We start from the raw sequence: 22,305 nt of genomic DNA on the forward strand, positions 1-22,305 counted from the left end.
TGGCACTGACGGTCAACTCGGCTGGCAGGCAGACACAAGACGACCTACCAGTCGTTAGCGAAACTGGTTGCCTCGAAACCAACAACAAATCCGACGGCAGCCAGCCCTGCGAGACCCGCCATGACCCTCGATACCAGAATTGACTTCATCTACCTGTCCGAGCAGGACATGATCCGCGCCGGCGTCACTGACATGCCGGCCTGTGTCGACACCATGGAAGAAATGTTCGGCCTGCTGTACCAGGGTGACTACCGCATGGCCGGCCCGAACAGCGACTCGCACGGCGCGATGATCACCTTCCCCGAGCACTCGCCATTCCCCAACATGCCCAAGCCCACCGCCGACCGGCGCATGATGGCGATGCCGGCGTACCTGGGCGGCAACTTCCAGACCGCAGGCGTCAAGTGGTACGGCTCGAACATCGCCAACCGCGAGAAAGGCCTGCCCCGCTCGATCCTGATGTTCACCCTCAATGATGCCGACACCGGCGCGCCACTGGCGCACATGTCGGCCAACCTGCTGTCGGCCTACCGCACCGGCGCCATCCCGGGCGTCGGCGCCCGCCACCTGGCGCGTAAGGACGCCAAGGTCATCGGCCTGGCCGGCCCGGGGGTGATGGGCAAGACCACGGTCGCCGCGTTCATGGCCGTCTGCCCGCTGATCGACACCCTCAAGATCAAGGGCCGTGGCCAGAAGAACCTGGATGCCTTCGTCGCCTGGGTGAACACCAGCTTCCCGCAAATCACTCATGTCCAGGTGGTTGAAACCCTGGAAGAAGTGGTGCGCGGTTCCGACCTGGTCAGCTACTGCAGCTCGGGCGAAGTCGGCGACCCCAGCCAGTACCCGCTGGTGCGACGCGAGTGGGTCAAGCCTGGCGCGTTCCTGGCCATGCCTGCCCCGTGCAGTATCGACGCCGGCATGGAGCAGGACGACGTGCGCAAGGTGGTGGACAACACCGGCCTCTACGAGGCCTGGTTCGAAGAGCTGCCCAAGCCTGCGCACAACCACGTGCCGCTGGTAGGTGTGCGTTTCATGGACATGATTGCCGAAGGCACGCTGGCCGCCGAGCAGGTGGAAGACATCGGCAAGATCATCAGCGGCGACGCGCCGGGCCGCCTGCATGACGACGAAATCATCCTGATGTCCGTGGGCGGCATGCCCGTCGAAGACGTGGCCTGGGGCACCGTGGTGTACCGCAAGGCGCTCGAGCAAGGCATCGGCGTAAAGCTCAACCTCTGGGAAACCCCCGTTCTCAGCTGATCCCCCGCAACCGGATAACAAGGCAAAGCCCATGACACAGATCATCAAACTGAAAACCGGCTCCAAGTTCGAAGACATGGCCAGCTACTCCCGCCTGGTGGCGGTGGACAACTGGATTCACGTGTCCAACACCGCCGGGCGCAACCCGCACACCCAGGTCATTCCCGAGGACGTCATCGAACAGACCCACCAGGTGTTCGCCAACATCGAAACCGCGCTGGCCGCAGTCGATGCCAGCCTGGCCGACGTCATCAACTCACGCGTGTTCATCCAGGACCCTGCCGATGTACCACGAGTAATGGACGTGATCGGCGAGAAGTTCCGCGGCATCGACCCGGCTACCACGGTCACCTGCCCGCCGCTGGGCTCCACCGTTTACAAGGTCGAGCTGGAGGTCACCGCCTACCGCGGTGCGGGGCAAGCGCAAGTGACCCTGATCCGCCTTGGCCAGTGATGCCACCGGCTGGCGCTGAGCACTCCCCCTGCACGAACAACAAAGAGTAAAGCCATGTCTCCCACGATCGCCCCTGTGCAAACCAGCACCCGCCACCCCGATGCCACCACCGTGGTAATCATCGGTGGCGGTATTATCGGCATCACCGCCGCACTGAGCCTCGCCGAACGCAACATACCGGTGGTGGTGCTGGAAAAGGGGCGCATCGCTGGCGAGCAGTCGTCGCGCAACCTGGGCTGGGTGCGCAAGACCAACCGCCACGCCCATGACATTCCCTTGGCACTGGCGGCTGATCGGCTGTGGGCCGAGCTGCCCGCACGGGTTGGCAGCGACGTTGGCTATCGCCAAGCCGGCATCATGTTCATCGGCCGTAACGACACGCAGATGGGCATGCACGAAGGCTGGCTGAAAAGCGTCGAAGCGCTGGGGCTGGATTCGCGCCTGCTGAGCACGCGGGAAATCGCGCAGATGGTGCCAGGTGGTCGGGCGGATTGGGCAGGTGGCATCTTCACCCCCTCCGACGCCCGCGCCGAACCGACCCTGGCCGCCAGCGCCATAGCCCGAGCGGCGATTGCCAAAGGTGCGGTGGTGGTGGAGAACTGCGCGGTGCGCACGCTGGTCACCGCAGCCGGAAGTGTCAGCGGGGTGGTCACCGAGCAAGGCGAAATCCGCTGCGACCAGGTGTTGCTGGCCGGTGGCCTGTGGTCGCGCAAGTTCCTCGGCAACCTGGGCATCAACCTGCCGACCTTGCCGCTGACCTGTTCCGTGCTGCGCACAGAGCCCATGGACGGGCCAACCGACATCGCCGTTGGCGCACCGGACTTTTCCTTCCGCAAGCACAACGATGGCGGCTACATCATCACTCAGCGCGGCGCGCTGGATGCCTTCCTCACCCTCGATCACCTGCTGCTGGGCAAGCGTTACCTGCCCCAGCTACGTGCCCAGCGGGATTTTTTGCGCATCAGCTTTGGCAAGTATTTCTTCAAGGACCTGGCCCTGGCCCGGCGCTGGAAGGCCACCGATGTATCCCCCTTCGAGCGGGTGCGGGTACAAGACCCGCACGCCAACCTGGCACTCAACGACGAGGCCATGCGCAACCTGAAAGCGGCCTGGCCGGTGTTCGAACAGGCCCGTATCGCCAGCGCCTGGGCCGGCACGATTGACGTCACCCCCGACTCCAACCCGGTCATCGGCCCGGTGGCCAGTATCCCGGGCCTGACCATGGCCACCGGCTTTTCCGGGCATGGCTTCGGCACCTCGCCTGCTGCTGGCCAGCTGGCGGCAGACCTGGTGGCCCAGGCCACCCCGCTGATCGACCCGGCCCCGTACCGCTTCGAGCGTTTCGCCTGACACAAATGGGAGTGGGCAAGGCCGGTTACCTGAACTGGTACTCCAACCCCGCCCCCGCATACCACGACCGTCCAGGCGCTGCCTCGTAATAACGCCCATTGCCGTCGCCGACAATCACCGACCCCACATACTGCCGGTCAAACAGGTTGTCCAGCCGCAGCAGCTGGTGGAACGTCCAGGGCCCCAAATGTTGCTCGAACCGGGTCCGCCAGTTGAATACCGCATACGCAGGTGAGGCCTTGGCGTTGTTGCTGTCGTCTACATACACCTTGCTGCGGTACTGCCCTTCAACCCCCATGCTGATGGACGACACCGGCTTCCAGACCAGCTCGCCATACAGGTTGTCCAGCGGCACACCGGGCAAGCGGTTGCCACTTTCGATGGTCTGGCTGATGTCATCGGCATAGCGGGCATCGGTGCGGGTATACACCAGGGTGGTCTGCCACTTCTCGCTCAAGTCACTTTGCAGGCTCGCCTCAAAGCCGCGTCGTACAGTACGCCCCGCATTGCGATAGCTGGTTCGACCATCCGTAGCGCTGGCAACGACGATTTCGTCATCGGTGTGAATCTCATACACCGCCGCATTCAGGCGCGTGCGTTCGCCAAGCCGGTACTTCACGCCCATTTCGTACTGCATGCTGGTGGCGGGCTTGAGGCCGAAGTTGAAGCTTTCGACCTCGCCCGGCGCATAGGCCATCTCGGCCTGCGTGGGGGTTTCGAAGCCTTTGCCGACACTCACGTAACCGCGCAAATCAGGCGTGAACGCGTACATCACCGACAGCGATGGCGTGGCCTGCTGGTACTTCTTCGAGCCGCTTGAGTCACCGTTGGCCAGGTAATGGTCGTCGACACGCATTTCCATGGTGCTGTAGCGCAGCCCCAGCTCACTGGTCCAGTTGCCGATTTCCCAATGCGCCTGAAGGTACGGGTCCAGGCTGGTAGCGGTGTCTTTCTCGTCACGGCGCAGCTCACCTTTGACGCCCAGTTGGTCACCGCTGAAATTCTGATAGCCGCGACGGTCGTCCTTGCTCTGGTCGTAATCGGCGCCGACAGTGAAGGTAAGATTGCCGGGCACGTCCGCAACCGGCTGTATCCAGCGCAGGGTGCCGCCGCGGAACTCGCGGTCGAAGTCAACCACCCCGCCGCCACGCTGGCTGTTCGAGGCCACCGTTCTGGGGATGGACAAATACTGCACCACGCTGCGCCGCCCCGCGTACAGGTTGAACTGTAGCGTGGCATCGCCAAAGTAGCGCTCGTAGTTCATGCCCAGTTGCTGGTGGTCGATGCTTTTGCGGGTGTTGTAGGTTTCGGCCACCGCCGCCGTGGAACGTGGGTCATGCTTGTAGGCATCCCAGGTCTGCCCCAGCGGGTCCTGCGTGTTGTTCTGCTCCAGGCTGCTGTAGATCAGCGCCATGCGCGAGTCTTCATCGGGCTTGAAATTGACCTTGGCGAAGGTCTGGTCACGGCGCGCGGCACTGTGGTCGCGATAGCCATCTGTATCCAGGCGCGAGGCATCCAGCACGAAACCTGCGCTGTCGTTACCGCCCTCTGCCGACAGGTGGTTCTTGTTGAAGCCGTCGCTGCCGAAGGTGGTTTCTGCACCCACGCGTGCAGGCCCCTGCCCGTCCCGGGTAAACATCTGGATCACACCACCGGCGTTGCTGCCATACAGCGTCGCTGCCGGGCCGCGCAGCACTTCGATACGGTCGGCCACATCCAGGTTCAGCGTGGCGGCCTGCCCTTGCCCGTCGGGCGTACTGGCCGGTATGCCGTCACTCAGCAGCTTGATGCCACGCACGCCGAAGGCAGAACGTGCACCGTAACCCCGCGAGGAAATCTGCAGGTCTTGCGCGTAGTTCTGCCGGTTCTGCACCACCAGCCCAGGTACTTTGTTGAGCACTTCCGACAGGTTGACGCCAAGCTGGCCATCGGTGCCGTGGGACAGGTCAACGGTATCCACCGAAAACGGCAGGTCGAATGTGCTGGTGGGCGCATAGGCACCGGTCACCACCAGTGGTGCCATGACGACTACATCGGGTGAACTGGCCTTGGCATCGCCATTGGCGCTCATGCCACCTGCAAACAGCAGGACCAGGCTTGTAGATGAAGGAAAACGAGAAAGAAATCGATACATGCGCAGCTTCCAGAAATTGCCGGTATTACACCAGACCAGCAGCGGCAGCGCGAACGCAGGATTTTTCCTGGCAAGCTGTTGCGAATTTACTTACGCTGAAATACTGTATACGCATACAGCAAAACAAGGAATTTCCTGTGTCCAGCACCGCCTCCGCCACCCCGAGCAGCTATGAACAGCTGGGTGTACGCATCCAGAAGATCATCAACAGCCCCACCGCCCAGCGCAGCCGTGCGGCGCTGATCTTTCGCCTGGAACAGGAAAGCCCGGATGACTGGGAAACCTTGCTAGAGGAAATCGCCGAGAACGACAACGTCACCCTCGCCCACCGTGACGACGGCGGTGTGCAGGTTTTCTGGACCGTACCGAAGGAAGACTGACCGCGCATGAGAGTTTCGCTTTTCGCGGTAGCCTGCCTGTTACTGACCACTCCACTGGTGCAAGCCGACGCCCCGCGCACCTTCCAGGAGGCCAAGAAGATCGCCTGGAAGCTCTATGCACCGCAATCGACCGAATTTTATTGCGGCTGCAAATACAAGGGCAACAAGGTCGACATGGCGTCCTGCGGCTATGCCCCGCGCAAGAACGCTCAGCGTGCGTCGCGCATCGAGTGGGAACACATCGTACCCGCCTGGCAGATCGGCCATCAGCGCCAGTGCTGGCAAAGCGGCGGGCGCAAGCAGTGCTCGCAGCATGACGAGGTGTACAAACGCGCCGAAGCCGACCTGCACAACCTGGTGCCGAGCATCGGCGAGGTCAACGGCGACCGCAGCAACTTCAGTTTCGGCTGGCTGCCGGAACAGCGGGGCCAGTATGGCAGTTGCCTGACACAGGTCGACTTCAAGGCCAAGAAGGTGATGCCACGCCCGTCGATCCGCGGCATGATCGCACGCACCTACTTCTACATGAGCAAGCAGTACAACCTGCGCCTGTCCAGGCAGGACCGCCAGTTGTACGAGGCCTGGAACAAGACCTACCCGCCGCAGGCATGGGAGCGGCAACGCAACCAACAGGTGGCGTGCGTGATGGGGCGGGGCAACGAGTTCGTGGGGCCGGTCAACCTCAAGGCGTGTGGTTGATCCTCAGCTAAGCGCTTGTAAATAGGCGCTGGCTTCCCGGTAACGGGCCAGCCGCGCCAGGTCGGCGGGGCCAGGGCAAGGAATGCGGGAAAGGTCACTGTTATCGGCCAGATCGGCCAGCTTGACGGTTCGCGCCAACGGGTCGTCGCCCAGGCGTACCACGAAGTCCTGGTACGGCTCGCCTTCACGGCGACTGAGCGCCAGCAAGGCGGCAAGGATTTTCAGCGCAAACCCCTCGCGCGCCAGGTCGGACAGGGTCAGCGGGGTGTCCTCGATCACATCGTGAAGCACTGCGACAATCCGCTGCTCGGGTGTGGACACCCGCATCATTACGCGTAGCGGGTGGAGAATATACGCCACCCCACCCTTGTCGTATTGCCCTTCATGGGCCCTGGCGGCCACGGCAATGGCCCGCTCCAGTGTAGACATGAGGCCCCTCCCCGTTCGGCATCTTCCACCCAAGCATAGCCAAACTTGTGTGAACAATGTCTAACACACGCCTCACAAAGCTTGCGCGCCCCCTGTAGGAGCGGCCTTGTGTCGCGATGGGCTGCAAAGCAGCCCCATGATATTGGCATCACGGCTAGTTTTGCCGGGGCTGCTTCGCAGCCCATCGCGACGCAAGGCCGCTCCTACAAGTACCGCGTGCACCCGAACCTGCGGCGCACTTGTATGTACTTAGCGGGCCGCGCCGTGCTGGATCACCACCGAATCGGTGCCGAGCTTGGCCATCACTTCGTCCTTGCGCGCTTGTGCTTCTTCACGGCTAGGGAACGGCCCCATCAGCACCACCGGCTTGCCGTTGCGGTATTCCACCGAAGACGGGATGCCCTTTTCGATCAGCCGCGCGGTCATGTCGCTCAGCGCGCCCATGTTGGCGCCCTGGATCACTTCCACATCCCAGCCCTCGGGTGCCGGCTGGCCAGCCAGTGCATCGGCACGGCGTTGCAGGTCGGCGCCGCCGCACACTTCACGGATGCGCAGGTTGTTGCCGGTGTCGTCGACGATGATGTCGTACTGGCCATCGCGCTTGATCGCCACGTAGCTGCGGTAGGCTTCGTACTGCCCGGCATCGTCCTTGCCGCGGACCTGGCCGCAGATGGTGCCCTGGGTGTCGATCCGCACGTTGCCGAACTTGGCGGTCTTGGGGTTGTGCAGGTGTTCGGCCACCTGCTTGTGCACGCCTTCGACCTCGTTCTCACAGCCCGCCAAGGCAAGCACTGCCATTACCACAGCCAGTTTGCGCACGCGTGTACCTCCAGATTCGAAGGGGCGGATTCTAGCACGACGGCCCCGCGCAAGGACCGCGACCATACGTTACACCTTGCAACCAAGTCATCGGACGACAACCACCGACGGCGGCGCTGATCGCCATTTCTTATCCCGCTGATAAAAAACTTGAGGCAGCGCAAACCGGGCGTTTCGTACAAGAATCGGGGCAGTCATACGACGACGTATGTCGAATAATAATAAAGGTGAACCCATGTCCCGTTCATACATACAGGTGGATGCTCGCATCCGCATGATCGCACCGGGCGCTTTTGGCGCTTGCTGGGCAGCTTTGCCCCTGGAGGCGCCATGAAAACCCTGGTCGATGGTTACTTCATTATCCTCAAGACGCTGGTGGTAGGTTGCCTGGTCGGCATCACCTGCCTGATCTTCACCAACGTGGTGCTGCGGTATGGCTTCAACTCGGGGTTGTTCTTCAGCGAAGAGATTTCCCGTCTGGCGTTTGTCTGGCTGGTGTTTGCTGGCGCGCAGCTGATGCTGCACGAACACGGCCACATCGGCGTCGACATCGTCACCCGCCGCGTCTCGCCTGGCGTGGCCCGCTGCCTGCTGGCACTGACGCAACTGCTGATGCTCTATGTGACCTGGCTGTTTCTCGACGGCAGCTGGAAGCAGACCCTGATCAACCTGCATGTCGGCGCTCCCTCCACGGGTATTTCCATGGCGCTGTTCTACGGCGCGGGCCTGGTCTTCTGCATCCTCAGCGCGCTGCTGATCTGCACCCAGCTGGTCAGGAACCTCACGGGCACCCTCCCGGCACCCGCCCAGACCGAAACTTCGCTCAATGACGGAGCAGTCGAATAATGGCCCTGTCTGTTTTCGTCGGCGTGCTGATGGCCGCCATCCTGATCGGCGCCCCCATCGCCTATGCCCTGATTCTCTGCGGCGTGGCGTTGATGTGGCTGCTGGGTTTGTTCGATGGCCAGATCATCGCGCAGAACATCATCAACTCGGCGGGCAGCTTCCCGCTGCTGGCAATTCCGCTTTTCATCATTGCTGGCGAGGTAATGAACAGCGGCGGCTTGTCCAAGCGCATCATCAAGCTGGCCATCACCCTGGTCGGCCACCTGCGCGGCGGGCTTGGATACGTCACCATTTTTGCCGGCGTGCTGTTGTCGAGCCTGTCCGGTTCGGCCTTGGCCGACGCCGCCTCGCTAACCGCCCTGTTGCTGCCGATGATGGTTATCGCCGGCTACAACCGTGACCGCTCCGGGGGCCTGATCGCATCGGTGTCGGTGCTGGGTTCGATCATTCCACCCAGCATCGGTTTCGTCGTGCTGGGCGTGGCTTCGGGGCTGTCGATCACCAAGCTGTTCCTCGCCGGCATCGCCCCGGGCCTGATGATCGCCGCCGCACTGGTGGTGGCCTGGTGGCTGATGTCGCGGCGTAACAACGATGTGGAACTGAGCCCCAAAGCCAGCGGCAAGGAGCGCCTCAAGGCCCTGGTTGACAGCTTCTGGGCGCTGATGCTGCCGGTGATCATCGTCGTCGGCCTGCGCTTTGGCGTGGTCACCCCGACCGAGGCCGGTGCGGTGGCCAGTGTCTATGCCCTGCTGGTGTCGTCGCTGATCTACCGCGAACTCAGCCTGAAGTCGCTCAACGAACTGCTGCTGCGCGCCGGCAAGACCACCGCTGCCGTGATGTTCCTGGTGGCTGCCGCGTCGATCCCGGCCTGGATGATCACCATCGCCGACATCCCCGGGCAAATCATCGACCTGATCCAGCCGGTGATGGACAACCCGCGGCTGCTGATCGTAGTGCTGATGCTGCTGATCCTGGTGATTTCCATGGTCATGGACCTCACCCCCACCGTATTGCTGCTGGCGCCGATCCTGGTACCGGTGGTGACCGCTGCGAACATCGACCCGATCTACTTCGGCGTGCTGTTCATGATCAATTGCTCGATCGGCCTGATCACCCCGCCGGTAGGCACGGTGCTCAACGTGGTCTGCGGCATTGGTCGCATGCGTTACGAGGCACTGCTCAAAGGCACGTTCCCGTTCCTGATCGCGGAAATCATCGTGCTGTTCCTGTTGGTCATCTTCCCCGAACTGGTCACCGTTCCCGCCCAGTGGTTCGGGCATTGATCCCCCCTATAACAATAAAGGTACTGCCCATGAAGAAACTCGCCCTCATCGCCGCCCTGTTGCTGTCCAGCAGCTTGAGCATGGCCGCCGACTACAACGCCCGCGTCATCAAGTTCGCCGCCACCAGCCCCAAGGGCACGCCACCGGCCATCGGCATGGAACTGTTCGCCAAGAAGGTCCAGGAGCGCAGCGAAGGCAAGATCAAGGTGCGCACCTTCCCCAACGGTGTTTTGGGCGGCGACGTGCAGGTGCTGTCGTCCTTGCAGGGTGGCGTGGTGGAAATGATGACCTGGAACGCCGGGCTGATGCTCAACCACGTCACCGACTTCGGCATCCTCGACTTCCCGTTCCTGTACACCGACACCGCCAAGGTCGATGCCATGCTCGACGGCGAGGTGGGCAAGATGCTCACCGACCAGCTGCCGGCGAAAAACCTGATAGGCCTGGCGTTCTGGGAGCTGGGCGAGCGCAACCTGACCAACAATGCGCGGCCGGTGCAAAAGCTTGAAGACATCGCCGGGCTGAAGATTCGCGCCCAGCAATCGCCGCTGTTCCTCGACGTGTGGGCGGCACTCGGTGCCAACCCGACGCCGCTGCCTTTCACCGAGGTGCACACGGCGCTGGAGACCGGCACCGTGGACGGCCAGGAAAACCCGGCGGCGCTGATCCTCGCCTCGCGCTTCAACGAGGTGCAGAAGTACCTGAGCCTGACCCGCCACAACTACAACCCGCAGATCGTGCTGATCAGCAAGACGTTCTGGGACAGCCTCAACAAGGACGAGCAGCAACTGCTGACCGAGGTTGCCCAGGAAGTGCGCCTGGAACAACGGCGCATCTCCCGGGAGGCCGACAGCAAGGCCATCGCCGAGCTGCAGGGCGCGGGCATGCAAGTCAACCAGCTGCCGCCCGAAGAGGTGGCGCGCATCCAGGCCAAAATCCGCCCCGTGGTCGACAAGTACGCCGCACAGATCAACCCCGAACTGGTCAGCAAGGTCTACCAGGCCATGGGCTACCAGCCACAGTGACGCCCTCGCGCCGCGCATTGCGGCGCCTTTCAACTGCCATCAAGGAACAGCATGAAAATCTCCGTAGCCCAGATTCACCCGGTGGCCGGTAACCCGGCCCTGACCGTCGACAAAGTTGCCACGCTGGCACGCCAGACCGCTGCAGAAGGCTCGCGGCTAATCGCCTTTGCCGAATGCCTGATCACCGGTGGCGCGTTCGACAGCCGTGAAGACCTCGAGCGCGGCGCCATCAGCCTCGACGCCCTGGCGCCGCTGCTGGAGGTATCGGCGCAGACCGGCATCCTGATCGTGGTCGGCTTCTACGAGCGGCACGCCAGCTCGGTGTACAACACGGCTGCGCTGATCGGCGCGCAGGGCATCATCGGCCTGCACCGCAAGCGCCACCTGCCGTTCATGATCGGCGACCGCTTCACCGACCGCCCCAGTGAATGGGCACCGCCTGTGTTCGATACCGAAATCGGCCGCATCGGCCTGGCCATCTGCTACGAAATCCGCTTCCCCGAAGTGGTACGCACCCTGGCCCTGGAAGGTGCCGACATCGTCGTACTACCTGCTGCCTGGCCAGAACAGGCACGCATGCTGCCGGACATTTTCAGCACCGTGCGCGCCGCCGAAAACATGGTGTATTTCGTTGCTCCCAACCGCAACGACATGGACGAAGGCATGCAGTTCATCGGCACCAGCCACATCATCGAACCGTCTGGCAACACCCTGGTGCGCGCCGGCCTGGAAGACGGCGTGTACACCGCCGAGATCGACCTGGCCAAGGCCCGCAACAAGTCGCTGATCCGTGACCCGGGCATATTCGAAGTGCACCCGTTCCGCGACCGGCTGCCTGAAACCTATCGCATCTGACCCAAGGCGGCATCGAACATGAACCAAAGCACCACACACACCTTGCTGAAGGCCCGCATGGCGCGCGGTGCCACCTTCGGCATAAACATCTACAGCACCGCCTGCATGGCCATCGAGGTGGCCGGCAACTGGGGCCTGGACTTCGTCTTCATTGACGCCGAGCACACCGCGCTGGGCGTGGACCGCGACATGGAGAAACTGCTGCTGGCTGCCAGCAGCGCTGCAATCCCCAGCCTGGTACGGGTGCGGGGCACACTGGAATGGGATATACGCAAGGCCCTGGAAATGGGCGCTGCCGGGGTGATCGTGCCGCAAGTGCACAGCGCCGCGCAGATGCGCCAGATCATCCACTACAGCAAGTTCCCGCCGCTGGGACGCCGCGGTGGCGACAGCTCGGTGCGCTCGGCCGGGTTCGCCGGGCCAGGTTTCGACTGGGCGCGCTACACGCAGGCAGAAAACGACCGCAGCGTGATCGTGCCCATGGCCGAAAGCTATGAGTTTTTCGACAACATCGATGAGATTCTCGATGTGGAAGGGATCGATGCAGTGCACTTCGGGCCGGCGGACTACTCACTTTCACGCGGGTTGCCGGTCGACTACCGCCTGGGCAACCCCGAGGTGCTGCAACGCTTGCAGTTGCTGATCGAGAAATGCCATGCCCGCTCGATCAAGGTGATGGTGCCGTGTTTTCCGGCCGACCGGGTCACCGCCAGGCGGTTGCTGGACATGGGCAGCGACATGCTGCTGATGGGCAGCGATCTGTCATGGCTCAACCAGGCCGGGCAACATATCGCTGCAGTAAAACAGGCACTCACCTGACCGGCTGACACCCCACGCAACCGGCGCCTGCAGGCACCACGCAGTTTTCGGGCTGCTACGGTGCCTGCGGGCGCGCAACTAATCCACCAGAAAGTTCTGTTTTACCAGTGTCGCCCGAATGATCGTTACCAGTTCACCCAGTTGCATGTCCGGCCGTTCAGTCAAATAGGAAAGGCAGAACTTTGCCGCAGGGATCGCCGGGTCGCACGGTAATGTCTTCAACATGTCCACCGCCAACATGTCGCGAATCAGTGGCACCGGCAATATGCCAATGGCATGCCCCGCCGATACCATCTTGGCAATAAATGCCAGCGAGTTGCTGGAATGAAAAGCGTGGCTCGCCGAGCCGCTTTCCTGCAACCAACGGTCCACCACCGAATACAATGTCGACGGCGCGCTGTGGGTAACGATCGAATACTGCCGCGCCTGCTGCGGCAGAAACGGCCCGTCGGCAATCTCCAGGTGCCGCGCCGCCACCCACTGAAATGTCATCCAGCCAAGGAACACATCGGTCACATCCTCGCGTGTGGCCGGGTTGGTCAGCAGGGCGATGTCCAGTTCGTGATCGTTCAGTTTGCGGTTGAGCGCGGCGCCCACATCGATGGTGATTTCCAGGGTGATTTCCGGGAAGTGCGCCTTGATTTCGCTTATTACCGCAGTCAGCCCGACCATGGCCGAGCACTCGTCCGCACCCAGGCGCAGGCGCCGGTGTTGCTTCTGCTGGGCAGCGAACTGCTCCAGCTGCGTGCTGTTGTTCAATACAAGTTCGGCATGGCGCAGCGCCGTGTGGCCGTCGGGGGTGAGGCTCATGCGCTGCTTGCTGCGGTCGAACAGCTTGACGCTGAGTAACGACTCCATTTCCTTGATGCGCGCCGACACCGCAGGTTGCGTCAGGTGAAGATGCCGTGAGGCCGCGTGCACACCGCCCAGGCGGGCGGTCCAGTAGAATGCCTCGATCTGCATCAGCGTGATACGCATGATAAAAACTGCTCCGGCTACTGCTTACGGATTTTTATTATCGACCGTTCAGGGCGCTTGTTAGGATGACCGAAACCCTTCGAAAAAGCATCCGGCATAACAACAACTCCCTATGTATATCATCGAAGCTCTACCTGCCCCGGTTAACGCCCACGAACTTGAACTACTGATCAATGCCGAACCGGCAACTATCGGCCATTTCATTACCCACGGCATACCCAACCCGCAAATCAAGGCACACTTGCAGAATGTACGGGCGGTGGGCACCGCCGTAACCGTACGCATGCCCGGCAATGACGGTGGCATCCTGCACTACGCCATGGGCTGCGCACGCCCCGGCGATTTCCTGGTCGTGGACCGTTGCGGCGAGCGCATCACCGCCGCGCTGGGTGGGGCCATGGCCTACGCCGCCAAGCAGGCCGGGGTAGCCGGGATCATTGTCGACGGTTATGTCACCGACCTTGGCGAATTGCGCGAGCACGGCGTGCCGGTATGGTCACGCGGTGCCAGTGCCATTACCACGCGGGTGATCGGCCACGAAGGCGAGTTCTGCACTGCCATCCAGTGCGGCGGGGTCATCGTGCGCCCGGGCGACGCCGTGGTGGCGGACGAAAACGGCATCGTATTCCTGCGCCCAGGCAAGGTGGTAGAACTGGCGCAACGGGCAATCGAATTCCAGCGCAACGAAAAGCACACCCTTGCCCGGCTGGCCAAGGGCGAGAAGTTTCCCGACATCGTCGGGTCGCGGTCGACCATCGAGGCGGCGACCCGCCCTCGCCAATAGCGCCAGACCGCACCCGAAGTAGCTCCCGAACAACAACAAGAGGACTACCGTGAAGCTCATCTCCCGGCTCATACCGCTGGCGCTTGGCGCGCTGATGGGCAGCCCGGCCGCACAGGCGCAGGACTACCCGCAAATCCGTTTCAACGTGATCGGTGGCGGTAGCCACAACTACACGTTCCGCGCCGTTGAACAGCCGTTCTGGACCAACACCTTGCCCACCGCATCCCACGGCAAGGTCACCGCCCAGCTGCTGGGGCTGTCGGAGAGCGGCCTCAAGGGCCCGGAAATCATCCGCCTGATGCGCTTTGGCGCGGTAGACATCGGCATGGGCGTGTTCGCATTCGTCGCTGGTGACGATGCCACCTTCGAAGGCATCGACCTGCCGGGCATGGCCGCCGACATCGACACCGCCCGCCGCATTGCCAACGCCTACAAGCCGGTGCTGGAACAGCGTATGGCCGAGCGCCATGGCATAAAGCTGCTGGCCACCGTGCCGTACACGGCGCAGGTGTTTTTCTGCCGCGCGCCCGTGCAATCGCTGGCCGACCTCAAAGGCCGAAAAATCCGCACGCGCGGGCGCAACATGGCCGAACTGGTCAAGGCCATTGGCGCTGCCCCGGTCACGCTGCCCTTTGCCGAAGTGGTGACCGCCATGCAGACCGGCGTCATCGACTGCGCCATTACCGGCATCGGCTCGGGTAACGCCGCCAAATGGTACGACGTGGCCGGGTACCTGTACGACCTGCCGGTGGACTGGTCGGTCGGCTTCTATGGTATCGGCCTCAAGCGCTGGCAACAGTTGCCGCCTGAGGTGCAGCAACTGCTGCAGGCGCAGTCGAAGGTGCTGGAAGATGCCCTGTGGCAGGAGACAGCCAGGGAGAACCGTTACGCCAAGGCATGCAATGTCGGCAGCCGCGACTGCCAGATCCACCAACCGGCACACATGAGCGCGTCGGCACCCGACCCACAAGAACAGCAGCGCGTGCGCCAGGTGGCGCTGGAAATCGCGACCAACTGGGGCAAGCGTTGCGGCCCAGTTTGTGTCGAGCAATGGAATGCCAGCGCAGGCCGTGCCATCGGCCTGCGCCTGACCCCATAAGCCCTTTCCCTCGGAGCATACAGTGATGAATACGGCCCATTCCGGCCTGGCGGCCATCACCGCCATCGCCAAGGCCAGCACCTGGGTAGGTGGCTTTGCCCTGCTCGGCTGCGCCCTGCTGATTGGCATCGACCTGATCTTGCGCAAGACCCTGGGCATCTCCATGGGCGGCGCCGATGAGATTGCCGGCTATGTCCTGGCAGTCACCAGCGCCTGGGCGTTTCCGGTCACCTTGCTCAAGCGCTCGCACATCCGCGTCGACATCCTCTACGCTCGCCTTGGCCTGAAGCCACGGGTGGCGCTCGACCTGTTCGCCCTGGCCTGCATGGCCGCGCTGGTCAGCACCCTGGCCTTTCACGCCTGGAATGTGCTGCAGGACTCAATCGAATACCGCTCAGTGTCCAACACGCCGTTGCAAGTACCGCAATGGATACCGCAATCCATCTGGTTTGCCGGCTACCTGTTCTTCGCCCTGACCCTGCTCAGCCTGGCGCTGGTGAGCCTGGGGCATTTATTGCACGGGCGCTGGGGGGCAGTCAGTGCACTGATCGGTATTAACACGGTCGAGCAGGAAATCGAGCAAGAGCTGCACCCCGCTGCCAGCACCGTCAAGGAGCACACGCCATGCTGAGCACTACCCTGTTGCTGCTGCTGGCCCTGTTGGCGCTGAGCGTGGCCGCCGCCGTCAGTGTCGGCCTGCTGGGGATGTCGCTGTCGCAGTTGTTCTCGACCCTGCCATTGAGCAATGCCATGGGTGAAATCGCCTGGAACACCAGCGCCGAGTTCCTGCTGGTGGCCATTCCCCTATACATACTGATGGGTGAACTGCTGGTGTGTTCGGGGGTGGCCGGGCGCATGTACCAGGCGGTCGAGAAATGGCTGTCCTGGCTGCCGGGCGGGCTGATGAACTCCAACATCGGCGCCAGCGCACTGTTTGCCACCACCAGTGGCTCCAGCGTGGCAACCGCCGCAACCATTTCCACCCTGGCCATTGCGGAGCAGGAACGCAAAGGTTACAACGCCCCGCTGTTCCTGGGCTCGATCGCCGCTGGCGGCACGCTGGGTATCCTGATTCCGCCATCGATCAACATGATCCTGTTCGCCCTGATCGCCAACGTGTCGGTGCCCAAGCTGTATCTGGCTGCAACCATTCCCAGCATCATCCTCAGCCTGTTGTTCGTCGCACTGATCGTGCTGGCCTGCCTGGTGCGCCCGCAATTGGGTGGGCGCAAAGAACACACCCGCTGGGCAGAACGCCTGGCCTGCGTCCCCGACCTGCTGCCACCACTGGCCATCTTCGCCCTGGTGATCGGCTCGATCTACAGCGGTTTTGCCACTGCCAGCGAGTCGGCGGCACTGGGGGTACTCAGCGCCTTGGGCTTGGGCCTGTGGCGCCGGGCTCTCACCTGGCAAAGCCTGGGCCAGGCCTTCGAAGCCACGTTGCGCACCACCGGCATGATCATCTTCATCACCTTGTCGGCGTTTTTCCTCAACTTCGTGCTGGCGTCCATCGGGCTGACCACCACCCTGGTCAACTTCGTCACCGACCTGCAACTGTCACCTACGGCCACGCTGCTGGCGATCATCGTGTTCTATATCGTGCTCGGCTGCTTCATGGACACCTTGGCGATGCTGATCACCACGGCGCCGCTGATCGTGCCGATCGTCGTCAACCTGGGCTTTGACCCACTGTGGTTCGGGGTGGTGCTGATCGTGCTGTGCGAAATGGGCCAGATCACCCCGCCGTTCGGCATGAACCTTTTCGTGGTGCAGAGCATCCGTGGCCGCGGCAACTTCATGGACGTGGTGTACGGCGCGCTGCCGTTCTGCCTGGCTTTGCTGGTGCTGATCGGCTTGCTGATTGCCTTCCCACAACTGGCGCTGTGGCTGCCAAAAGCGTTCTAGCGGCGGAATGCAAAAAGGGCGATCATTTCTGATCGCCCTTTTTGGGATTTGGTAGGCACAATTGGACTCGAACCAACGACCCCCACCATGTCAAGGTGGTGCTCTAACCAACTGAGCTATGTGCCTGTCGTGTGGTGCGCATATTAGTGATGCAATGCGTACCTGTAAAGCTTTTTTTTGAGAAAAATCAAAAACTTTCGGATGTGAGCGGTGCCTGCCCACACCGCGGTTTCGATGCCCGCGAAATGGACAATGAAAAAAGGGATGACCCTTTCGGATCACCCCTTCTTCGATTTGGTAGGCACAATTGGACTCGAACCAACGACCCCCACCATGTCAAGGTGGTGCTCTAACCAACTGAGCTATGTGCCTGTCGTGTGGTGCGCATTCTACGCATTCCAAAAGCCCTGTCAACACTTTTTTTCGCGCTAAGCTACTGAATCTTAAACTCTTTATATAAAGGCTGGTTGAAGGGTTCGCCGTAAAGGATTTTCACCAGACGACTAGCGGGTGTTTATTATTATTGATAGCATCGGTACATTCGTTAAAAATATAAAACACGAGGTTCCTGCAGCATGGCTAACACCCCCTACCCCCAGTCCTACTACGCCGCCTCGGCCAACCCGGTGCCGCCACGTCCGGCGCTGCAGGGTGAGGTGGAAACCGATGTGTGCATCATCGGCGCCGGCTACACCGGCCTTTCCAGCGCCCTGTTCCTGCTGGAGAACGGCTTCAAGGTGAGCATCGTCGAAGCGGCCAAGGTCGGCTTCGGCGCGTCGGGCCGCAACGGCGGCCAGATCGTCAACAGCTACAGCCGTGACATCGACGTCATCGAACGCACCGTCGGCCCCCAGCAGGCACAACTGCTGGGCCACATGGCCTTCGAAGGCGGGCGCATCATTCGTGAGCGCGTGGCCAAGTACAACATCCAGTGCGACCTGAAAGACGGTGGCGTGTTCGCCGCCATCACCAGCAAGCAGATGGGCCACCTGGAGTCGCAAAAGCGCCTGTGGGAACGCTTCGGTCACAACCAGCTCGAGCTGATGGACCAGAAGCGCATCCGTGAAGTGGTCGCGTGCGACAGCTATATCGGCGGCATGCTGGACATGAGCGGCGGCCACATCCACCCACTGAACCTGGCCTTGGGTGAAGCTGCTGCGGTCGAGTCGCTGGGCGGCATCATCTATGAGCAAACCCCGGCAATCCGCATCGAGCGCGGTGCCAACCCGGTCGTGCACACCCCACAAGGCAAGGTGCGCGCCAAGTTCATCATCGTCGCCGGCAACGCCTATCTGGGCAACCTGGTGCCAGAACTGGCCGCCAAGTCCATGCCATGCGGTACCCAGGTGATCACCACCGAACCGCTGGGCGAAGAGCTGGCGCGCACCCTGCTGCCGCAGGATTACTGCGTCGAGGACTGCAACTACCTGCTCGACTACTACCGCCTGACTAGCGACAAGCGCCTGATCTTCGGCGGTGGCGTGGTGTACGGCGCGCGTGACCCGGCCAACATCGAGGCGATCATTCGTCCGAAGATGATCAAGGCCTTCCCGCAGCTGAAGAACGTGAAGATCGACTACGCCTGGACCGGCAACTTCCTGCTGACCCTGTCGCGCCTGCCACAGGTGGGCCGTATCGGCGACAACATCTACTACTCGCAGGGGTGCTCGGGCCACGGCGTGACCTACACCCACTTGGCGGGCAAAGTGCTGGCCGAGGCCCTGCGCGGCCAGGCTGAGCGTTTCGACGCCTTCGCCGGCCTGCCGCACTACCCGTTCCCGGGTGGCCAGATGCTGCGTGTGCCGTTCAGCGCCATTGGCGCCTGGTACTACAGCCTGCGCGATCGCCTGGGCTTCTGATGTAAGCACGCCGGGCCCTATCGCCGGCAAGCCAGCTCCCACAGGTACCGCACAGGCGTCGAACCCAGTGCGCTCCTGTGGGAGCAGGCACCGCTATTTGTTCAGGCTGCTGATAGCCTGCTTCGCCGCAATTTCCTGCCCCGCCCGCGCCAGTTCATCCGCAGCCTGTAACCACCGCTGGCGGTCCACCTGGGCCGGCAACTGCCGCGGTGGCTGCACCAGCACCGCCCAACTCCCCTGCTTCGCCCACGCCGATGCAAAGTCATCGAACGCCATCACCTGCCGCCGGTGCATGCCCGAGCGCAGCAGTACACGCTGCTTGTAGCGGTCATAGCCGATCAGCACCGCATAACGTGGCTCACCCCACCAGGCCGAACCCTCCTCGTAACGCAGCAACACCGGGTTGCCCGCCGCCACCTGGGCCAGCAGTGCGTCCAGTTGTTTGTCCAACGGGTACACCACCATGCCATAGTCCCGCGCCACGCGAGGGATGCCGGTGTCCAGCGCTTCGGCGCCCTCTGGCAGGTTCAACGGTTTGTCCAGCAGGCCCGGGGTGATGGGTGCGCCCTGTTGCGACAGCACCGCTGCCAACGCCATGGCACCGCTGTGGTTGGCGTTGCCACGGTAGAACGGCATGCTGCTGATCTCGACCCGCTGCGGCAGGCCTTTGAGGTTGGCAGGCGGTGCGCTGGCACAGCCGGCCAAGGTGGCCGCCATCAGACAGGCGACCAACAGCCGCCGTGGGGCAGCTTTGATGGAATGTTGCTGCATGGACACTCGCTTGTTCCAACGCCAGGCAGGCAGCGCCCGGCTCTGGCCACCGATCATAGGTCCGACAGCGGCGCGGGTATAGTCCGACAGCGGCTTGGAGCGAATCGGACTCAGAGATAGACCTTTGTTCGATGGAACGTCACAGGCGAAGGGCTAGACTAAAGCAGTGTCTGGAAGGCAGCGCTGGCCAATCGAGCGCTTGCCGTAGAGATGGAGGCACAGATGAGCCTGACCATGGCAATTCTCATGCTTGTAGGCATGTGGCTAAGCGTTGCAGCCGCCATGCTGTGGGGCGTACTGCGCATCGTGCGGCGCCATTCCCACCACCACCTGCCACCGCAGGCCCCTGCCAAGCCGCAACCTGTGCGCCGGGCACGGCGGCCAGCCGGGGTGCATTAAGGCTTCAGAAAACGCGAACGGGGCGCAATGCGCCCCGCCTTTTTGCATCAACCTTCTTTACATCAACCTTCAGCCGCCTCACGCTTCAATCGCGCCCGGCGAGCAAAAATGTTGAGCATCTCGATCACGGTCGAGAACGCCATGGCGGCATACACATACCCCTTCGGTACATGAGCGCCAAAACCTTCGGCGATCAGCGTCATGCCGATCATGATCAGGAAGCCCAAGGCCAGCATGACCACCGTCGGGTTGTCATTGATGAAGTTGGCCAGCGGGTCGGCGGCCACCATCATGACGATGACTGCCGTGATCACAGCAATGATCATGATCGGCAAGTGCTCGGTCATACCCACGGCGGTGATGATGCTGTCGACCGAGAAGACGATGTCCAGCAGCAGGATCTGGAAGATTGCCGCTGCAAAGCCCAGGGTAACTGTCGAGCCGACCTTAGCTTCTTCCTTTGCACCGTGCGGATCGACGCTTTCGTGGATTTCCTTGGTCGCCTTCCACAGCAGGAACAGGCCACCGGCAATCAGGATCATGTCCTTCCAGGAGAAGGCGTTACCGAACACTTCGAACACCGGGTCGGTCAGCTGTACGATCCAGGCCACCGTGCTGAGCAAGGCCAGGCGCATGACCAACGCCATGCTGATACCGATACGTCGTGCCTTGGAGCGGTACTCCACGGGCAGTTTGTTGGTCAGGATGGAGATGAAGATCAGGTTGTCGATGCCCAGTACAACTTCCATGGCGACCAGCGTAGCCAGGGCGATCCAGGCGGTAGGGCTAGCGGCGAGTTCCAGCAAGTATTCCATTGTTCAAATCCTGCAGCGGCGGTTTAGGGTCAGATTTCCTGGGTGTCTTTTTTCTTGTCGGCGTCTTCAGGCTTTTGCCCTTCGCCGCCGATGGCCTCGTTCAACGCCTGCTGGGCGGCCTTGTTGGTGTCGTCGATGGCCTGCTTGGCCGATTGCGCGGCCTGGTCGAGCATCTGCTGGGCGGATTTCTCGGCCTGGTCGCAGCCTGCCAGGGTGAACAGGGCCAAAGCCAGCACCAATGGGGTACCGATGGATTTGAGTTGCAGCATGGTGTCCTCGCTTGAAATATCCCGTCGGCGCATGGCGCCTGATGCGGTGCATTCTAGAGACGCGAATAGTTCAGGAAAATTCGTATTTTCATGGCGTATACTTCGGTTTTTACGAATCGGGACGACCGACGGTGCTTAACTATCGCCAGCTGCATTACTTCTGGGCCGTGGCCAAGACGGGCAGCATTACCCGCGCCAGCGAACAACTGAACCTTACACCGCAGACCATCAGCGGGCAGATCAGCCTGTTCGAGCAAACCTACGGCCTTGAATTGTTCCAGCGCGCCGGCCGGCAGCTGGAGCTGACCGAGACCGGCCGCCAGGCGCTGGTATATGCAGAGCAGATGTTCCAGATTGGCGGCGAGCTGGAAGCCATGCTGCGCGCAGGCCCGCAGGAGCAGATCCTGTTCCGCGTGGGGGTGGCCGACGTGGTGCCCAAATCCATTGTCTACCGCCTGCTGGCACCGACCATGGAGCTGGATGAAGTGCTGCGCATCAACTGCCGAGAAGACAAACTTGAGCGGTTGCTGGCCGACCTGGCCATCCAGCGCCTGGACCTGGTGATTTCCGACAGCCCCATGCCCAGCAACCTGGACATCAAGGGCTATAGCCAGAAGCTGGGCGAGTGCGGGCTGAGCTTCTTCGCTACCCCGGCGCTGGCACAGCGCCTGGACGGCCCCTTCCCCGCCTGCCTGCAGGATGCGCCGCTGCTGGTGCCCGGCCAGGAAACCGTAGTGCGTAGCCGCTTGCTGCGGTGGCTAAGTGAGCAACAGGTGCAGCCACGCATCGTCGGCGAGTTCGATGACAGTGCCCTGATGCAGGCGTTCGGCCAGTCGGGCAGCGGCATATTCGTCGCCCCCAGCGTGATCGCCGAAGAAGTGTGCCGCCAGTATGGCGTGGTGCTGATCGGCCACACCGAGGCCGTGCACGAGTCGTTCTATGCCATTTCGGTGGAACGCAAGGTCAAGCACCCAGGGATCGTGGCGATTACCGAGGGGGCGCGGCGGGAGTTGTTTCATTGGTGATTGTGGTGGTGGCTGCGCGGGTTTGCCCGCTCCCGCAGTTACTGCATA

The 22,305-nt window shown here is 62.2% G+C and carries 24 protein-coding genes and 2 tRNA genes; 17 read left to right on the top strand and 9 right to left on the bottom strand.

Going from position 1 to position 22,305, the window contains the following annotated elements; translation table 11 throughout:
• Positions 1 to 120: 120 nt before the first annotated feature.
• From ABI582_RS15880 to ABI582_RS15890, 3 genes are read left to right on the top strand one after another with little or no spacing between them, the layout of a single operon-like run.
• On the top strand, positions 121 to 1,260 hold the full coding sequence (locus ABI582_RS15880) for a tyramine oxidase subunit B (protein ID WP_442119672.1): 1,140 nt from the start codon (positions 121 to 123) through the stop codon (positions 1,258 to 1,260).
• A 31-nt stretch (positions 1,261 to 1,291) separates the two neighbouring features.
• Positions 1,292 to 1,714, top strand: a complete 423-nt coding sequence (locus ABI582_RS15885) for a RidA family protein (RefSeq protein ID WP_028613304.1) — start codon at positions 1,292 to 1,294, stop codon at positions 1,712 to 1,714.
• A gap of 54 nt (positions 1,715 to 1,768) precedes the next feature.
• The gene (locus ABI582_RS15890) at positions 1,769 to 3,064 is read left to right on the top strand and encodes an NAD(P)/FAD-dependent oxidoreductase (protein ID WP_442119673.1); all 1,296 of its coding nucleotides are present in this window, start codon (positions 1,769 to 1,771) and stop codon (positions 3,062 to 3,064) included.
• A 25-nt stretch (positions 3,065 to 3,089) separates the two neighbouring features.
• Here ABI582_RS15890 and ABI582_RS15895 read toward each other — a convergent pair whose 3' ends face one another.
• Positions 3,090 to 5,135: a TonB-dependent receptor family protein gene (locus tag ABI582_RS15895; protein WP_442119674.1), complete on the bottom strand. Its 2,046-nt coding sequence runs from the start codon at positions 5,133 to 5,135 to the stop codon at positions 3,090 to 3,092.
• 200 nt (positions 5,136 to 5,335) lie between these two features.
• Between ABI582_RS15895 and ABI582_RS15900 the strand changes: the two genes are divergently transcribed.
• Positions 5,336 to 5,578, top strand: a complete 243-nt coding sequence (locus ABI582_RS15900; protein ID WP_016498977.1) for a DUF1654 domain-containing protein — start codon at positions 5,336 to 5,338, stop codon at positions 5,576 to 5,578.
• Positions 5,579 to 5,584: 6 nt separating this feature from the next.
• Entirely contained in the window at positions 5,585 to 6,277 is a 693-nt protein-coding gene (locus ABI582_RS15905) for an endonuclease (RefSeq protein WP_442119675.1), read from the top strand.
• A 3-nt stretch (positions 6,278 to 6,280) separates the two neighbouring features.
• On the opposite strand, the gene ABI582_RS15910 is transcribed toward ABI582_RS15905, so the two are convergent.
• Positions 6,281 to 6,706, bottom strand: coding sequence for a bifunctional (p)ppGpp synthetase/guanosine-3',5'-bis(diphosphate) 3'-pyrophosphohydrolase (locus ABI582_RS15910; RefSeq protein WP_028613309.1), 426 nt, complete (start codon positions 6,704 to 6,706; stop codon positions 6,281 to 6,283).
• A gap of 249 nt (positions 6,707 to 6,955) precedes the next feature.
• Positions 6,956 to 7,525, bottom strand: a complete 570-nt coding sequence (locus tag ABI582_RS15915; RefSeq protein WP_063426967.1) for an SPOR domain-containing protein — start codon at positions 7,523 to 7,525, stop codon at positions 6,956 to 6,958.
• Positions 7,526 to 7,855: 330 nt separating this feature from the next.
• Between ABI582_RS15915 and ABI582_RS15920 the strand changes: the two genes are divergently transcribed.
• Genes ABI582_RS15920 through ABI582_RS15940 form a run of 5 tightly spaced genes read left to right on the top strand, consistent with a single transcriptional unit; the run spans position 7,856 to position 12,353 of the window.
• Positions 7,856 to 8,371 carry a TRAP transporter small permease gene (locus tag ABI582_RS15920; protein ID WP_019473955.1) on the top strand — a complete coding sequence of 172 codons (516 nt, stop codon included), beginning with the start codon at positions 7,856 to 7,858 and terminating at the stop codon, positions 8,369 to 8,371.
• On the top strand, positions 8,371 to 9,654 hold the full coding sequence (locus tag ABI582_RS15925; RefSeq protein ID WP_019473954.1) for a TRAP transporter large permease subunit: 1,284 nt from the start codon (positions 8,371 to 8,373) through the stop codon (positions 9,652 to 9,654). Before ABI582_RS15920 ends, ABI582_RS15925 begins: the two co-directional genes overlap by 1 nt.
• Before the next feature lie 29 nt (positions 9,655 to 9,683).
• Positions 9,684 to 10,679 carry a TRAP transporter substrate-binding protein gene (locus ABI582_RS15930; protein ID WP_442119676.1) on the top strand — a complete coding sequence of 332 codons (996 nt, stop codon included), beginning with the start codon at positions 9,684 to 9,686 and terminating at the stop codon, positions 10,677 to 10,679.
• A 51-nt stretch (positions 10,680 to 10,730) separates the two neighbouring features.
• The gene (locus tag ABI582_RS15935; protein WP_258653182.1) at positions 10,731 to 11,534 is read left to right on the top strand and encodes a carbon-nitrogen hydrolase family protein; all 804 of its coding nucleotides are present in this window, start codon (positions 10,731 to 10,733) and stop codon (positions 11,532 to 11,534) included.
• An 18-nt stretch (positions 11,535 to 11,552) separates the two neighbouring features.
• Positions 11,553 to 12,353 carry an HpcH/HpaI aldolase family protein gene (locus tag ABI582_RS15940; protein ID WP_258653185.1) on the top strand — a complete coding sequence of 267 codons (801 nt, stop codon included), beginning with the start codon at positions 11,553 to 11,555 and terminating at the stop codon, positions 12,351 to 12,353.
• Positions 12,354 to 12,431: 78 nt separating this feature from the next.
• On the opposite strand, the gene ABI582_RS15945 is transcribed toward ABI582_RS15940, so the two are convergent.
• Positions 12,432 to 13,331, bottom strand: coding sequence for a LysR family transcriptional regulator (locus ABI582_RS15945; RefSeq protein WP_442119677.1), 900 nt, complete (start codon positions 13,329 to 13,331; stop codon positions 12,432 to 12,434).
• Positions 13,332 to 13,443: 112 nt separating this feature from the next.
• Between ABI582_RS15945 and ABI582_RS15950 the strand changes: the two genes are divergently transcribed.
• The 4 genes from ABI582_RS15950 to ABI582_RS15965 are packed head-to-tail and all read left to right on the top strand — an operon-like array spanning position 13,444 to position 17,119.
• Entirely contained in the window at positions 13,444 to 14,115 is a 672-nt protein-coding gene (locus ABI582_RS15950; protein ID WP_442119678.1) for an RraA family protein, read from the top strand.
• A gap of 49 nt (positions 14,116 to 14,164) precedes the next feature.
• A complete protein-coding gene (locus ABI582_RS15955) occupies positions 14,165 to 15,214 on the top strand; it encodes a TRAP transporter substrate-binding protein (RefSeq protein ID WP_442119679.1) in 1,050 nt (349 codons plus the stop codon).
• Positions 15,215 to 15,239: 25 nt separating this feature from the next.
• Positions 15,240 to 15,845, top strand: a complete 606-nt coding sequence (locus tag ABI582_RS15960) for a TRAP transporter small permease subunit (protein WP_442119680.1) — start codon at positions 15,240 to 15,242, stop codon at positions 15,843 to 15,845.
• Entirely contained in the window at positions 15,839 to 17,119 is a 1,281-nt protein-coding gene (locus ABI582_RS15965) for a TRAP transporter large permease (RefSeq protein WP_442119681.1), read from the top strand. The genes ABI582_RS15960 and ABI582_RS15965 overlap by 7 nt, the downstream gene beginning before the upstream one ends.
• 49 nt (positions 17,120 to 17,168) lie before the next feature.
• Here ABI582_RS15965 and ABI582_RS15970 read toward each other — a convergent pair.
• Positions 17,169 to 17,245, bottom strand: a tRNA-Val gene (locus ABI582_RS15970).
• Between the two features lie 169 nt (positions 17,246 to 17,414).
• Positions 17,415 to 17,491 (bottom strand) — tRNA-Val (locus tag ABI582_RS15975).
• A gap of 203 nt (positions 17,492 to 17,694) precedes the next feature.
• Here ABI582_RS15975 and ABI582_RS15980 point away from each other — a divergent pair.
• The gene (locus tag ABI582_RS15980; protein WP_172287248.1) at positions 17,695 to 18,978 is read left to right on the top strand and encodes an NAD(P)/FAD-dependent oxidoreductase; all 1,284 of its coding nucleotides are present in this window, start codon (positions 17,695 to 17,697) and stop codon (positions 18,976 to 18,978) included.
• A gap of 93 nt (positions 18,979 to 19,071) precedes the next feature.
• On the opposite strand, the gene ABI582_RS15985 is transcribed toward ABI582_RS15980, so the two are convergent.
• Positions 19,072 to 19,806 (bottom strand): peptidase C39 family protein, encoded by a 735-nt coding sequence (locus ABI582_RS15985; RefSeq protein ID WP_338744505.1) that lies wholly within the window; start codon positions 19,804 to 19,806, stop codon positions 19,072 to 19,074.
• A gap of 165 nt (positions 19,807 to 19,971) precedes the next feature.
• Between ABI582_RS15985 and ABI582_RS15990 the strand changes: the two genes are divergently transcribed.
• Positions 19,972 to 20,148 (top strand): hypothetical protein, encoded by a 177-nt coding sequence (locus ABI582_RS15990; RefSeq protein ID WP_176393894.1) that lies wholly within the window; start codon positions 19,972 to 19,974, stop codon positions 20,146 to 20,148.
• A gap of 62 nt (positions 20,149 to 20,210) precedes the next feature.
• On the opposite strand, the gene ABI582_RS15995 is transcribed toward ABI582_RS15990, so the two are convergent.
• Together ABI582_RS15995 and ABI582_RS16000 are read right to left on the bottom strand one after the other, a co-directional pair.
• Positions 20,211 to 20,963: a TerC family protein gene (locus ABI582_RS15995; protein WP_391136514.1), complete on the bottom strand. Its 753-nt coding sequence runs from the start codon at positions 20,961 to 20,963 to the stop codon at positions 20,211 to 20,213.
• A gap of 29 nt (positions 20,964 to 20,992) precedes the next feature.
• A complete protein-coding gene (locus ABI582_RS16000; RefSeq protein WP_019473606.1) occupies positions 20,993 to 21,232 on the bottom strand; it encodes a hypothetical protein in 240 nt (79 codons plus the stop codon).
• A gap of 131 nt (positions 21,233 to 21,363) precedes the next feature.
• Here ABI582_RS16000 and nhaR point away from each other — a divergent pair, with 131 nt between their 5' ends.
• Positions 21,364 to 22,257 (top strand): transcriptional activator NhaR, encoded by an 894-nt coding sequence (gene nhaR / locus ABI582_RS16005; RefSeq protein ID WP_259139253.1) that lies wholly within the window; start codon positions 21,364 to 21,366, stop codon positions 22,255 to 22,257.
• Positions 22,258 to 22,305: the final 48 nt, after the last annotated feature.

The organism is Pseudomonas sp. SAS7 (genome assembly GCF_052112345.1).
Taxonomy (GTDB): Bacteria; Pseudomonadota; Gammaproteobacteria; order Pseudomonadales; family Pseudomonadaceae; genus Aquipseudomonas; species Aquipseudomonas putida_Q.